Here is a 12,431-nt window from a genome sequence, read left to right on the forward strand (position 1 = left end):
GAGTGGCCTTTCTATGGAAGAGGATATCAGCGGTTCTCGGTCACCCTGACCTCGACATCGAGGCTGCGAAACGAGCCGGGTTCGCCGTTCCAGGTACCCCATAGCGGGAGGGCCTGATGGTGGTCCCATGCAACCGCGACGCGGATGAGATGCCGGTTGCCGATAATGCTGTTGGTCGGGTCGAAATCGACCCAGCCGGCGCCGGGAAGATAAATTTGCAGCCACGCGTGCGTGGCGCCCCCGCCTCGGGTGGTGGCGGGCTCGGGTTCGGGCCTGGATTCCAGTTTGGGCTCAACCGGGGGCTCAACCGGGGGCTCGACCGCGGGCTCCACCGGGGGCTCCACATCAGGTACGAAGATGTAGCCGCTGACGAACCGCGCGGCCAAACCCAGCGAGCGCACTACGTCCATCATGAACACGGCGAAGTCCCGGCAACTGCCGGTGCGCAGGCGCAAGGTATCGGCGGGACGATTCACGCCTTTTTCCGTGCGGCGGACGTACTTGAAGTCGTCGTTGATCGTCTGGTTGATCTTGCGCAGCAGCGCCATCGTGCCCATGGGCTCACCGGGCGTGACGAAACGTTTTGCCCACGCATCGACATCGCCGTCCGGCTCCGGCCGGTTGCGCGCATTGACCAGGTCCGACGCTTCCTCGTTCGTGTACGCAAACGGAAACGTGGCAGCGTAGCGCTCGAGCGCGTAGTCCGGATGCGGCGTTTCGAAGTGCTCGAGCGTGACTTCGCTTTCGAACGTCAGCTCCGCTGCCTGGCTATCGAACGTGGCGACGGCCACCGAGTTGTCGAAGATATCGTGCAGCCAGCGCAAGCGCGCCGGTTCCGGTGTGATCTTCAACTGCATGGTGACGAGGCGCAGATCGTGGCTGGACTTCGGCCGGAACATCATTCGATGTTCGCCAAAATCCACCGGTTCCGAATACCGGTAGATGCTCGTGTGGCGGACGGTAAAGCGTTGCGGCTCGTTCACTTGACTGCCCCGTGCAAGCGAAAACCAACAGGCAGGAGGCCGCTGGTAAAAATGCTCCGCGACCCTACCGCGTGTGTCGCGGCCTGATTGTTGAAAGCCATGGTGGATCCTTGATCGAGGCGTCTGAACCCTCAGACACCCAGTTTTCAGGATACACGAGACGGTCCGAGCGAAAGAATTCGTTTGCAGCTTGACAGGCGGCCTCGTGCGGGGTTCGCCTGCTGGTGAGCCGTGGCGGCCTTAGGCTGCCACGAGGGAGGATGCGCGTTCGCCGGCGACGGATGCCGGCAAATCGATGCGGCCGATCCGCAGTCGCGCGATCAGCGCGTGCGTCAGCAGCGCTGCTTGCCGTTCGGCAATTGCCGTCGTCGTCGTCATCGTCATCGTCGCCATCGTCATCGCGGAGACCGGAGCGGCCGGTGCAAACTCCGGCAACGGGACCGGTGCAGTGGCAAGCGTCAGCGCGACCAGTGCGCTGACATCCTGACGCGCGATGGCATCGAGTAATGGCTCGATTGCGTCTTCGCCATGCGCTGTATCGGTTGCGTCATTGTTTTTCCGATCGTCACGCACCCGGTCTTTCGCGCGATGCACCATCTGCCGGCAGTGAGCCGCGCTCCGGTTAAGGATCTTCGCGATGCTCGCGTAGTCCGCTTCGAACGCTTCGCGCAGCAGGAACGCCGCGCGTTCTTCCGCCGACAGCCGGTCGAGCACGAGGCGCATTCCGTACGATAAATCCGATGTCTGTTCGGCCAGCGCCTGGGCCGACGGAGCGTGATCGATGGCATCGAAACCATCGAGATTGTCGATACCGCCCGGCATCGGTGCTTCATGTTTCAGGCGCCGCAAGCGGTCGATGGCGGTGCGTTTTGCCACCGTCGCGAGCCACGCGGCGGGCGTGTCCAGCGCATCGCCTCCCGCGATACCTGCGGTCCGGTGATGCAGATGCCATTTCACGAACGTGTCCTGGACGACGTCCTCGGCATCCGCGCGCACGCCGAGGATCCGGTAAGCCAGCGAAAACAGCCGCGCGCGCGACGCCTCGAAGAGAGCGATTAGCGCTGTGTCGCGATCGATATCCGTATCACCAGTCATGCAGGTTCCCCTCAATTGCGTGCTTTTGCCATGTATCCGCCTGACGGCCTGCGCCAAGCGAATGTGACAGCCCCAGGCAAAAATATATCGCGTGAACGGGCGTCACGCATGGACGACCTTGTGCGTCATATCGGCTGAAGGCTTTCACACCGAGCAAAAACAAGGAATCGCAACGAAATGAATCCGCAGAACCTTGGCCTTGTGCCGACCGTCATCGAACACTCCGGGCGCGGCGAGCGTGCTTATGATGTCTATTCGCGGCTGCTGCGCGAACGCATCATCTTCCTGGTCGGACCGGTGACGGACCAGACCGCGAGCTTGATCGTCGCGCAGTTGCTGTTTCTGGAAGCGGACAACCCCGAGAAGGACATCGCGCTGTACATCAATTCGCCGGGCGGTTCGGTCTACGACGGCATGGCGATCTTCGACACCATGCAATTCATCCGGCCAGACGTGTCCACGCTTTGCACCGGATTCGCCGCGAGCATGGGGACGTTCCTGCTGACCGCGGGCGCGAAGGGCAAGCGTTTCGCGCTACCCAACGCGCGCATCATGATCCACCAGCCTTCGGGCGGCTCGCAGGGCACAGCGGCTGACATCGCCATCCAGGCCAAAGAGGTGCTGTATTCGCGCGGACGCCTGAACGAGATCATGGCGCAGCGCACGGGGAAGAGCGTCGAGCAGATTGCAGTTGATACCGACCGCGATAATTTCATGTCGGCGGATCAGGCGCGGGAGTATGGGTTGATCGATGAAGTGCTGACTCAGCGCGCTGCCTGAGAGGGCTTTGGGGGCAGCTTCAGCCCCAGAAACCCGCGGCACAAATGACGAAGCCTCGCAGTTTTCGCTGCGAGGCTTCGTTTTCAGCTTGGTGCGTGAGGTCGGACTCGAACCGACACGACATTGCTGCCGTCAGGACCTAAACCTGGTGCGTCTACCAATTTCGCCACTCACGCGCGTTTGTGCGGCTAGTTTAAAGCGGGTTCGGGAGGCAGGGGAGCGTGTCATCCGTGTCCAACTACCTCGTACTACCTACCGCGCTTATCGACCTCAGGAAAGGAAGCTTCCCGGCGACGCAGGTGCCCGCGTCGCGCCAAGCCCGGCATTCTAACCGAATCGATGCCCAATGTCTCCATGCGCAATATGCACGCGGAGATACCTCCGCGACCGGCGGATAGAACTCGAATCCGCAAGGGGCGTGAGGCCACGCGCATGTGCATTCCGCGAAACCCGCGATGGCGATGAACATGGCCGATCCATCGACGGCCGGCATGAGGATGGACGATCTGCCGTCGCCGCAGAGTGGGCGCTACGCATGTTCCACAGCAGCGCTGATTCGGTCGACGCAACTATTGCGCACGACAAGGTCGTCGCACTCGGGGTGCCAAGCGGGTGTCAAGGATGGCTACGACATCGCGTTGCCGACCACTGCCAAAGGCGTGTACATCGTGTCGCGCTTTCCCGCTGATCCTGAAGCCGAACGTACGTTGCACATCGATCGATACAGCGGCCGGATTCACTCGGGTAGCACGTATCGCGATTACGGGCGTGTTGCGAAGTGGATTACGTACGGCATATCGCTGCACAAGGGCCGCTATTTCGGCGTGGCGAACCAGATTCTCGCGTCGCTGATCTCGCTTGGCCCGGCGGCACCTTGCCAACCTATCTCGAACCGAACTTCAACCGCGTGAGTTGTTCGGCTTCGTTCGCCAGCAGCGTGGCGGCGTCGCGGATCGCGACTTCCAGCGTGATCGGCCCGGGCGCGGGCGAAAAACAGCCGCTGAAATGCTCGGATAAACGCGGCAACGCAGCCGGATCGATAGCGCCTGACAGCAGCGACGCTTCCACGCCATGCGCACGAGCGTGCTGACACGCGATGAACGGCGCCTTGCCGTGCAGTGTCTGGACGTCCGAGCGTCCTTCGCCCGTGATCAGCCAGTTCGCGCCATCGAGAGCCGCATCCAGCCCCACTTCCCGCGCGACCACTTCCGCGCCGGCCTCGAAACTCGCGCCCAGCATATGCAGCGCAAAGCCGAGGCCGCCTGCAGCACCTGCGCCCGGTTTATTCCGCCCGCTAAGTTGCAGCGCCGGTTCGAGCAGATCGGCGAAGTGGCCGAGCGCTGCATCGATTGTGGCGATCTGGTCGGGCGTCACGCCTTTTTGCGGCCCGAAAATCGCCGTCGCGCCGTGCTCGCCGGTGAGCGGATTGTCCACGTCGGACATGCCCGTGAATTCGGCGTCGCGCACGCGTGGATCGAGCCCTGTCGCGTCGATGCGCGCAATTCGCGCGAGCTGCGAAGGCACCGGGTCGAGCGGTTTGCCGTCCGCATCGAAAAGTTTCAGGCCCAGGCCGACCAGAAGCCCCGCACCACCGTCGTTCGTGCTGCTGCCGCCCAGCGCCACATAAAACTTGCGCACTCCGAGATCGAGCAGCGCGCGGATCGCTTCGCCCATGCCGAGCGTGCTGCGCTCGGCGACCGGCACGGCCATGCCGTCCGGGTCCGTGATTCCCACGACCTCCGCCGTTTCCAGGATCGCGCTGCCGTCCGCCAGCAAACCCGTCACGGCGTCGCGGCGCTTCGCGGCCGCGCCGCGCACGTCGATCAGGCGCCGCTCGCCACCCGCCGCGAGCATGGCGTCGAGCGTGCCTTCACCGCCGTCGGCCATTGGCACGATGCGGATGACCGCGTCGCCGCGCGCGCGCCGGATGCCGCTCGCAATGGCCTGCGCGACCTGTTCCGCGCTGAGCGAACCCTTGAACGAATCCGGCGCGATGACTACAACAGGGAGAGGGGGAGAGGCAGAAAAACCGGCAGGCTGGGTGTTCGGCATGATGTCTCGAGTTATGAATTTGCTTGAAATCTAGCGACACGGCCCGAAATAATCAAACCTTATGCGCGTACGGCATGCTTTCGATGCGCACAGGCAATGCAATCCGCGCCGTAACGGAGTGGGAGTGCAGCGGACTGCAACGGAGCGCACGCGCGTTCGGAAATGCGCAGGCCGGGATGGAGCCGCAGCGGCATCACGGTGACAAAGGACCCTGAAACTCGCACCAAAACCGCGAAAATAAGCCGGATTTGCCGGTGAATTTGCCAGTATTTGGCAGGGCAGACCCTGATCCGCCACGACCCTTGCAAATAGTTTGGTAAAATGTTTGGCTCGGTTGACTCAAACCGGCGCGTACGGCTTCCTGTCACGGCTTGGCGGATCTACGGTATTGAGCTTTGGCCGCTTGGCGAAGGCTCAATCAGGCTGCTTGCATTGCTCAGGAACCGTGAGGCGCCGTGCGCCTACCGTGGCGCGAGATCGAACCAGAACTGACCAGACACACGAACCCGAATACTCGATTTACTTTAGGACGATAGAAGCCATGGCTAACGTTGTTGAAAACCTCGGCAAGCTCGAACGCCGTGTGACGATTTCCCTGCCGAAAGATACGGTGCAAAAGGAAGTGGATTCGCGTATCCGTCAGCTGGCGAAAAACGTGCGCATGCCGGGTTTCCGCCCGGGCAAGGTGCCGCTCAAGATGGTGACGCAGCAGTACCAGGGCCAGGTTGAAGCCGAAGTGCTGAGCGACAAGGTAGGCAAGGAATTCTTCGACGTCACGCGCACCGAAAACCTGCGTGTGGCCGGCCAGCCGAGCTTCGCGCCCAAGGGCGGCGAAGTCGCGGACGACTACGCGTTCGACGCAACTTTCGAGGTGTATCCGGAAGTGAAGGTCGGCGACGTGGCGACGGCTGAAATCGAACGTACGGTCACGACCATCTCGGAAGCGGAAATCGACCGCACGCTGGAAATCCTGCGCAAGCAGCGCGTGCATTACCACGCACGCGGCGAAGGCGGCGAGCATGGCGACGGTGGCGCTGATACGGCAGCCAAGGACGGCGACCGCGTGACGATGGACTTCGTCGGCAAGCTCGACGGCGTGCTGTTTGAAGGCGGCAGCGCTGAAGACTTCACGTTCGTGCTGGGCGAAGGCCGCATGTTGCCGGAATTCGAAACGGCGGCGCTTGGCCTGAAGGTTGGCGAGTCGAAGGAATTCGACCTCAAGTTCCCGGACGATTACCACGGCAAGGACGTGGCCGGCAAGACGGCCCAGTTCACCATCACGATGAAGAAGATCGAATGGGCGCACCTGCCGGAAATCGATACCGAATTCGCGAAGTCGCTGGGTGTGGAAGACGGCGACACGACCAAGATGCGCGGTGAGATCAAGGAGAATCTGGAGCGTGAAGCCAAGCGCCGCACGCAACAGATCGTGAAGAACCAGGTCATGGACGCGCTGCTGAAGATCTCCGAACTCGACGTGCCGAAGGCGCTGATCGAACAGGATCAGCAACGTCTGGTCGAAATGGCACGCCAGGATCTGCAACAACGCGGTGTGCCGAACGCAGCGGACGCGCCCATCCCCGCCGAAATGTTCTCGGAACAAGCTGAACGCCGCGTCAAGCTGGGCCTGGTTCTGGCCGAACTGGTCAAGTCCAACGACCTGCAGGCGAAGCCGGAACAGATCCGCGCGGAAGTCGACGAATTCGCGAAAAGCTACGAGGACCCGAAGGAAGTCGTCCGCTGGTATTATTCGAATCAGCAGCGCCTCGCCGAAATGGAAGCGTATGTTGTGGAAAGCAACGTCGTGGACTTCGTGCTCGGCAAGGCCCGAGTGAGCGACAAGGAAGTAAGCTTCGAAGAATTGGCCAGCGCGACGGCGCAAGCGTAAGCAGCGTCGACAAGGCGTGCAGGGCCGTCGAGGTGACGGGCCGGCACGCCTTTTTTGCATTCCGGTTGTGGTGGTCCTGGTTGCCCAGTTGTGCCGTTTTTCGGATGTTCCTTTGTCGTTCAGTATCCCTATTCCGAACAAGGAAATTGCATGACCTTTCGCGCTCAATTGCTGGACACGCTCGCGTCGAACGCACCGCATGACTTCGAAACCAAGGCGCTCGGTCTGGTGCCCATGGTGGTTGAAACGAGCGGCCGCGGCGAACGTGCCTATGACATCTATTCGCGGCTGCTGAAAGAGCGCCTGGTGTTCCTGGTCGGTGAAGTGAACGACCAGTCGGCCAATCTGGTGGTCGCGCAGTTGCTGTTTCTCGAAAGCGAAAACCCCGACAAGGACATCAGCCTGTACATCAACAGCCCGGGTGGCTCGGTGTCTGCTGGCATGGCTATTTACGACACCATGCAGTTCGTGAAGCCGGATGTCGCCACGCTGTGCATGGGACTGGCCGCAAGCATGGGCGCTTTCCTGCTGGCGGCAGGCGCCAAGGGCAAACGCGTTGCATTGCCCAACTCGCGCGTGATGATTCACCAGCCGCTCGGCGGCGCGCGCGGACAGGCGTCGGACATCGAAATTCAGGCTCGGGAAATCCTGTACCTGAAGGAACGTCTGAACCAGTTGCTCGCGCACCATACGGGCCAGCCGGCGGAACGTCTCGCACGTGACACCGACCGCGACAATTTCATGTCCGGCGATGACGCGCAGGCATACGGTATCGTCGATCAGGTTCTTCACAAGCGTCCCTGACCGGCGCGGTGCCGGCCGTTGGGAATAACGGGCCGGCTGTTCCGTTTTTGTCCATACGGGCGTTGCGGTTTCGGGCCAGATCGCCAACGGCGGCGCGGCAAAACCGAGCCGCGCGCCAGGCTGGAGCCAACGCGGAAAACGGCGTCAAAGCACACGCCACACGCGCTTTCAACCTGAGCACAGGCCATTTCTGCGCAGGTGAATTGAGCGGCGTATTATGTAATCGAGTGTCCGGAGGCTCGCACATCCATGGCGGACAAAAAAGGTTCTAACAGCGAAAAGCTGTTGTATTGCTCGTTCTGCGGTAAAAGCCAGCACGAGGTCAAGAAGCTGATTGCAGGTCCTTCCGTGTTCATCTGTGATGAATGCATCGACTTGTGCAATGAAATTATCCGCGACGAAGCTGCCGGCGCGGCGGAAGAGGCTGGCCTGACGAAGTCGGATCTGCCCAGCCCGCAAGAGATCAGCGAGATCCTGAACCAGTACGTGATAGGTCAGGAACGCGCGAAGCGGATTCTTGCAGTGGCGGTATATAACCACTACAAGCGTCTCAAGCATCTCGAGAAGAAAGACGATATCGAGTTGTCGAAGAGCAACATCCTGCTGATCGGACCCACGGGTTCGGGCAAGACCTTGCTTGCGCAAACACTCGCGCGCATGTTGAACGTCCCGTTCGTGATTGCAGACGCAACCACGCTGACGGAAGCCGGTTATGTTGGCGAAGACGTTGAAAACATTATTCAGAAGCTGCTGCAGAACTGTAACTACGAAGTCGATAAAGCCCAGCGCGGCATTGTCTACATCGATGAAATCGACAAGATCAGCCGCAAGTCGGATAACCCGTCCATCACGCGCGACGTGTCGGGCGAGGGTGTCCAGCAAGCACTGCTGAAGCTGGTCGAAGGCACGATGGCTTCGGTGCCCCCGCAAGGCGGCCGCAAGCACCCGAACCAGGACTTCATCCAGGTCGACACCACCAACATCCTGTTCATCTGCGGCGGCGCGTTCGACGGCCTTGAAAAGGTCATCATCGATCGTACGGAAAAGACCGGCATCGGTTTTGGCGCAAGCGTGAAGAGCAAGGTGGATCGCGACGCGGGCGAAGTGCTGCGCGAAGTGGAACCGGAAGATCTGATCAAGTTCGGCCTGATTCCGGAGTTGATCGGCCGTTTGCCCGTTGTGGCGACGCTCGGCAAGCTGGACGAAGACGCGCTGATCAAGATCCTGACCGAGCCGAAGAATGCGCTGGTGAAGCAGTATCACAAGCTGTTCAACATGGAACGCGTTGACCTGGAGATTCGTCCGGGCGCGTTGAAGGCTATTGCGCTGAAGGCAATCCGTCGCAAGACGGGTGCGCGTGGTCTGCGGTCCATTCTCGAACAAGCGTTGCTGGACGTGATGTACGAATTGCCGGCAATGAAGGGTGTAAGCAAGGTTATCGTGGATGACAATACAATCGATGGCGACGGCAAGCCGCTTTTGATCTACGAAGACACGCCGAAGGTAGCAGGTTCTAACTGAGTTGGGCTGTGTGTCGGCGAAAAGCCGTTCATGGCAACGTGAACGGCTTTTTGTTTATTTTTCGGATATCTTGTGGACGTTACTGACACGTTACTGAGGCGAATTTTTTCGATTCACTGATCTTTTCCCACACGCTTAAGGCTTGCAATCCATTTTGACGGCCTTATTTACGACTGAACTGATTCCACTACTGGGGAAATGAAAATGTCAGGAACCCAACTCCTCCCGCAGGAACGTATTACTCTCCCGCTGCTTCCGCTGCGTGACGTAGTCGTTTTCCCGCACATGGTGATTCCGCTTTTTGTCGGACGACCCAAATCGATCAAGGCACTCGAAGCCGCGATGGAAGGTGGCAAGCACATCATGCTTGTCGCCCAGAAGACCGCTGCGAAAGACGAGCCGACCGAAAAAGACATGTACGAAGTGGGATGTATCGCAAACATCCTGCAAATGCTGAAGCTGCCGGACGGTACCGTGAAGGTGCTGGTCGAAGGCTTGCAGCGTGCCAAGACGCTCACGATCGAAGAACAGGAAACGCAGTTCTCCTGCGACGTGATGCCGCTCGAACCCGACCACGCCGACAGCGCTGAAACTGAAGCGTTGCGCCGCGCGATCGTGTCGCAGTTCGATCAGTACGTGAAACTCAACAAGAAGATCCCTCCTGAGATCCTGACGTCGCTGTCGGGTATCGATGAAGCGGGTCGTCTGGCTGACACCATCGCCGCGCATCTGCCGCTGAAGCTCGACCAGAAGCAACACATTCTCGAGATGCTCCCGGTTGTGGAACGTCTTGAGCATCTGCTTGCCCAGCTCGAAGCTGAGATCGACATTCTTCAGGTCGAAAAGCGCATTCGCGGACGCGTAAAGCGTCAGATGGAAAAGAGCCAGCGCGAGTACTACCTGAACGAACAGGTCAAGGCGATCCAGAAGGAATTGGGCGAAGGCGAGGAAGGTGCGGATCTCGAAGAACTCGAGAAGCGCATCACCAACGCACGCATGCCCAAGGAAGCCAAGAAGAAGGCTGATGCCGAGCTGAAGAAGCTCAAGCTGATGTCGCCAATGTCGGCTGAAGCCACCGTCGTGCGTAATTACATCGACACGCTGATCGGCTTGCCGTGGCGCAAGAAGAGCAAGGTCAACAATGACCTCTCGAATGCAGAACGCGTGCTCGATGAAGATCACTTTGGCCTTGAGAAGGTCAAGGAACGGATTCTCGAGTATCTTGCGGTCCAACAACGGGTTGAGAAGGTCAAGGCGCCCATCTTGTGCCTAGTCGGGCCTCCGGGCGTCGGCAAGACCTCGCTGGGCCAGTCGATCGCTCGCGCAACGAACCGCAAGTTCGTGCGTATGGCGCTTGGCGGCGTGCATGACGAGTCCGAGATTCGCGGACACCGTCGCACGTACATTGGGTCGATGCCCGGCAAGATCCTGCAGAGCTTGTCGAAGATCGGTGTTCGCAATCCACTTTTCCTGCTCGACGAAGTCGACAAGATGGGCATGGATTTTCGCGGCGACCCGGCGTCCGCTTTGCTTGAAGTGCTCGATCCGGAACAGAACCATACGTTCGCCGATCACTACATCGAAGTGGACTTCGATCTGTCGGACGTGATGTTCGTGGCGACGTCGAACTCGCTGAACATTCCGCCGCCGTTGCTCGACCGGATGGAAGTGATTCGCCTCTCGGGTTACACCGAGGACGAGAAGATCAACATCGCGCAAAAGTATTTGTTGCCCAAGCAAATCCGCAACAACGGCCTGAAGGCCGGCGAGATGGATCTCACGGAAGAAGCGATCCGCGACATCATTCGCTACTACACGCGTGAAGCTGGCGTGCGGTCGCTTGAGCGCGAAATGTCGAAGATCTGCCGCAAGGTCGTCAAGATGCTTCTGCTGAAGAAGGCGGAAGGCGCGGTCCGGATCGACGGCAGCAACATCGACTCGTTCCTCGGCGTGCGCAAGACCGACTTCGGTCTGGCCGCGAAGGAGAATCAGGTCGGCCAGGTGACGGGTCTCGCGTGGACGGAAGTGGGCGGCGACTTGCTGACCATCGAAGCCGCGGTCATGCCGGGCAAGGGCAGCATCATCCGCACGGGTTCGCTCGGCGACGTGATGAAGGAATCGGTCGAGGCAGCGCGTTCAGTGGTGCGGTCGCGTTCGCGTCGTCTGGGGGTATCGGATGAGGCGTTCGAGAAAAAGGACATCCACATCCACGTGCCTGAAGGCGCGACGCCGAAGGACGGTCCGTCTGCCGGTATCGCCATGACGACAGCGCTCGTGTCTGTTCTGACCGGCATTCCGGTTCGCGCAGACGTGGCAATGACGGGCGAAATCACGTTGCGCGGTGAAGTGTTGCCTATCGGCGGATTGAAGGAGAAGTTGCTGGCGGCGCATCGCGGCGGCATCAAGCTCGTGCTGATCCCGGAAGAGAACACGAAGGATTTGGCCGAAATTCCGGACAACGTGAAGAACTCGATCGAAATCGTTCCGGTTCGCTGGATCGACAAGGTGCTCGAGCTCGCGCTTGAACGTGTTCCAGCAGCACTGCCGGAAGAAGAAGCCAAGCCGGCAACGCCTGCTGTTGCGGAAAAGAAGGACACCCCGGCAGCGGGTGAATTCGTGAAGCATTAATGAGTAAGCAGTAAGCGTCCGGCGAGGCGCGGCCCGAAGCGGTCGCGCCGGAATCGAGCGAACAAAAAACCCGCGTGGTCAGTGTGAACTGACCACGCGGGTTTTTTATTGGTGCGTCCGACGTGCACGTTAGCGCCCCGGAAATCAAGCTGAGGCTCGCGGGTTAGGCTCAATCCGGGTTGACACCGGTCTTTCGGCTACTTCTAATGACCGCCGCACTTGGCGGCTTCCGGGGCCCGTGCTCAAGCAACCTGTCGTGAAACTACTCTTTGCAGCATCGCCCATCCACTAACCATTATTCGGGGGATCACAATGAACAAGACGGACCTGATCGACCATATTGCGCAACAAGCTGATATCTCCAAAGCGGCGGCCAGCCGTGCACTCGAAGCCTTGATCGGCGGGGTCAAGACGACCCTGAAGAAGGGCGGCTCGGTGACGCTCGTCGGCTTCGGCACCTTCGCCGTGGGCAAGCGGACGGCGCGTATCGGACGTAATCCCCGTACCGGCGATGAGATCAAGATCGCAGCCGCGAAGGTTCCGAAATTCCGCCCTGGCAAAGCACTAAAAGATGCGCTAAACTAGCGGACTCGCTGGATAGGGACCGGTTTGAAACGGTTTCAAGTCTGGTAAAGCGGATCACACGCTTTCGTTTAGTCGGTGTGAAGATCGCTTGAAAA

10 protein-coding genes and 1 tRNA gene are annotated in these 12,431 nt (G+C 60.0%); 7 read left to right on the forward strand and 4 right to left on the reverse strand.

Translation table 11 applies throughout. From position 1 onward, the window contains the following. Positions 1–26 precede the first annotated feature (26 nt). Both ACSOSP_RS02515 and ACSOSP_RS02520 read right to left on the reverse strand, forming a co-directional pair. The gene (locus ACSOSP_RS02515) at positions 27–983 is read right to left on the reverse strand and encodes a transglutaminase family protein (RefSeq protein ID WP_455309375.1); all 957 of its coding nucleotides are present in this window, start codon (positions 981–983) and stop codon (positions 27–29) included. A 240-nt stretch (positions 984–1,223) separates the two neighbouring features. Next, a complete protein-coding gene (locus ACSOSP_RS02520) occupies positions 1,224–2,078 on the reverse strand; it encodes a sigma-70 family RNA polymerase sigma factor (RefSeq protein WP_455309376.1) in 855 nt (284 codons plus the stop codon). Between the two features lie 177 nt (positions 2,079–2,255). Here ACSOSP_RS02520 and clpP (ACSOSP_RS02525) point away from each other — a divergent pair, with 177 nt between their 5' ends. Next, positions 2,256–2,858, forward strand: coding sequence for an ATP-dependent Clp endopeptidase proteolytic subunit ClpP (gene clpP / locus ACSOSP_RS02525; protein ID WP_455309377.1), 603 nt, complete (start codon positions 2,256–2,258; stop codon positions 2,856–2,858). 89 nt (positions 2,859–2,947) lie between these two features. Here clpP (ACSOSP_RS02525) and ACSOSP_RS02530 read toward each other — a convergent pair. Then, positions 2,948–3,034: transfer RNA gene (locus ACSOSP_RS02530), tRNA-Leu, on the reverse strand. Between the two features lie 291 nt (positions 3,035–3,325). On the opposite strand from ACSOSP_RS02530, the gene ACSOSP_RS02535 reads away from it, so the two are divergent. After that, on the forward strand, positions 3,326–3,769 hold the full coding sequence (locus ACSOSP_RS02535) for a hypothetical protein (protein WP_455309378.1): 444 nt from the start codon (positions 3,326–3,328) through the stop codon (positions 3,767–3,769). Here the strand turns inward: ACSOSP_RS02535 and ACSOSP_RS02540 are convergent. Next, positions 3,741–4,910 carry a glycerate kinase gene (locus tag ACSOSP_RS02540; RefSeq protein WP_455309380.1) on the reverse strand — a complete coding sequence of 390 codons (1,170 nt, stop codon included), beginning with the start codon at positions 4,908–4,910 and terminating at the stop codon, positions 3,741–3,743. The two genes, ACSOSP_RS02535 and ACSOSP_RS02540, sit on opposite strands and share 29 nt — an antisense overlap. A gap of 541 nt (positions 4,911–5,451) precedes the next feature. Between ACSOSP_RS02540 and tig the strand changes: the two genes are divergently transcribed. From tig to ACSOSP_RS02565, 5 genes are all read left to right on the forward strand, one after another. Then, positions 5,452–6,798 (forward strand): trigger factor, encoded by a 1,347-nt coding sequence (gene tig / locus ACSOSP_RS02545; protein ID WP_455309381.1) that lies wholly within the window; start codon positions 5,452–5,454, stop codon positions 6,796–6,798. A gap of 150 nt (positions 6,799–6,948) precedes the next feature. Then, positions 6,949–7,602 carry an ATP-dependent Clp endopeptidase proteolytic subunit ClpP gene (gene clpP / locus ACSOSP_RS02550; RefSeq protein WP_031359733.1) on the forward strand — a complete coding sequence of 218 codons (654 nt, stop codon included), beginning with the start codon at positions 6,949–6,951 and terminating at the stop codon, positions 7,600–7,602. Between the two features lie 249 nt (positions 7,603–7,851). Continuing rightward, the gene (gene clpX / locus ACSOSP_RS02555) at positions 7,852–9,123 is read left to right on the forward strand and encodes an ATP-dependent Clp protease ATP-binding subunit ClpX (RefSeq protein WP_031359732.1); all 1,272 of its coding nucleotides are present in this window, start codon (positions 7,852–7,854) and stop codon (positions 9,121–9,123) included. 204 nt (positions 9,124–9,327) lie between these two features. Then, the gene (gene lon / locus ACSOSP_RS02560; protein WP_455309382.1) at positions 9,328–11,751 is read left to right on the forward strand and encodes an endopeptidase La; all 2,424 of its coding nucleotides are present in this window, start codon (positions 9,328–9,330) and stop codon (positions 11,749–11,751) included. Positions 11,752–12,063: 312 nt separating this feature from the next. After that, the gene (locus tag ACSOSP_RS02565) at positions 12,064–12,336 is read left to right on the forward strand and encodes an HU family DNA-binding protein (protein WP_455309383.1); all 273 of its coding nucleotides are present in this window, start codon (positions 12,064–12,066) and stop codon (positions 12,334–12,336) included. Positions 12,337–12,431: the final 95 nt, after the last annotated feature.

It is taken from the genome of Caballeronia sp. KNU42 (genome assembly GCF_053760385.1).

Coding starts and splice junctions, on each gene's coding strand:
- ACSOSP_RS02520 (WP_455309376.1), bottom strand. CDS start 2,078: ATGACTGGTGATACGGATATCGATCGCGACACAGCGCTAATCGCTCTC.
- clpP (WP_455309377.1), top strand. CDS start 2,256: ATGAATCCGCAGAACCTTGGCCTTGTGCCGACCGTCATCGAACACTCC.
- ACSOSP_RS02535 (WP_455309378.1), top strand. CDS start 3,326: ATGGCCGATCCATCGACGGCCGGCATGAGGATGGACGATCTGCCGTCG.
- ACSOSP_RS02540 (WP_455309380.1), bottom strand. CDS start 4,910: ATGCCGAACACCCAGCCTGCCGGTTTTTCTGCCTCTCCCCCTCTCCCT.
- tig (WP_455309381.1), top strand. CDS start 5,452: ATGGCTAACGTTGTTGAAAACCTCGGCAAGCTCGAACGCCGTGTGACG.
- clpP (WP_031359733.1), top strand. CDS start 6,949: ATGACCTTTCGCGCTCAATTGCTGGACACGCTCGCGTCGAACGCACCG.
- clpX (WP_031359732.1), top strand. CDS start 7,852: ATGGCGGACAAAAAAGGTTCTAACAGCGAAAAGCTGTTGTATTGCTCG.
- lon (WP_455309382.1), top strand. CDS start 9,328: ATGTCAGGAACCCAACTCCTCCCGCAGGAACGTATTACTCTCCCGCTG.
- ACSOSP_RS02565 (WP_455309383.1), top strand. CDS start 12,064: ATGAACAAGACGGACCTGATCGACCATATTGCGCAACAAGCTGATATC.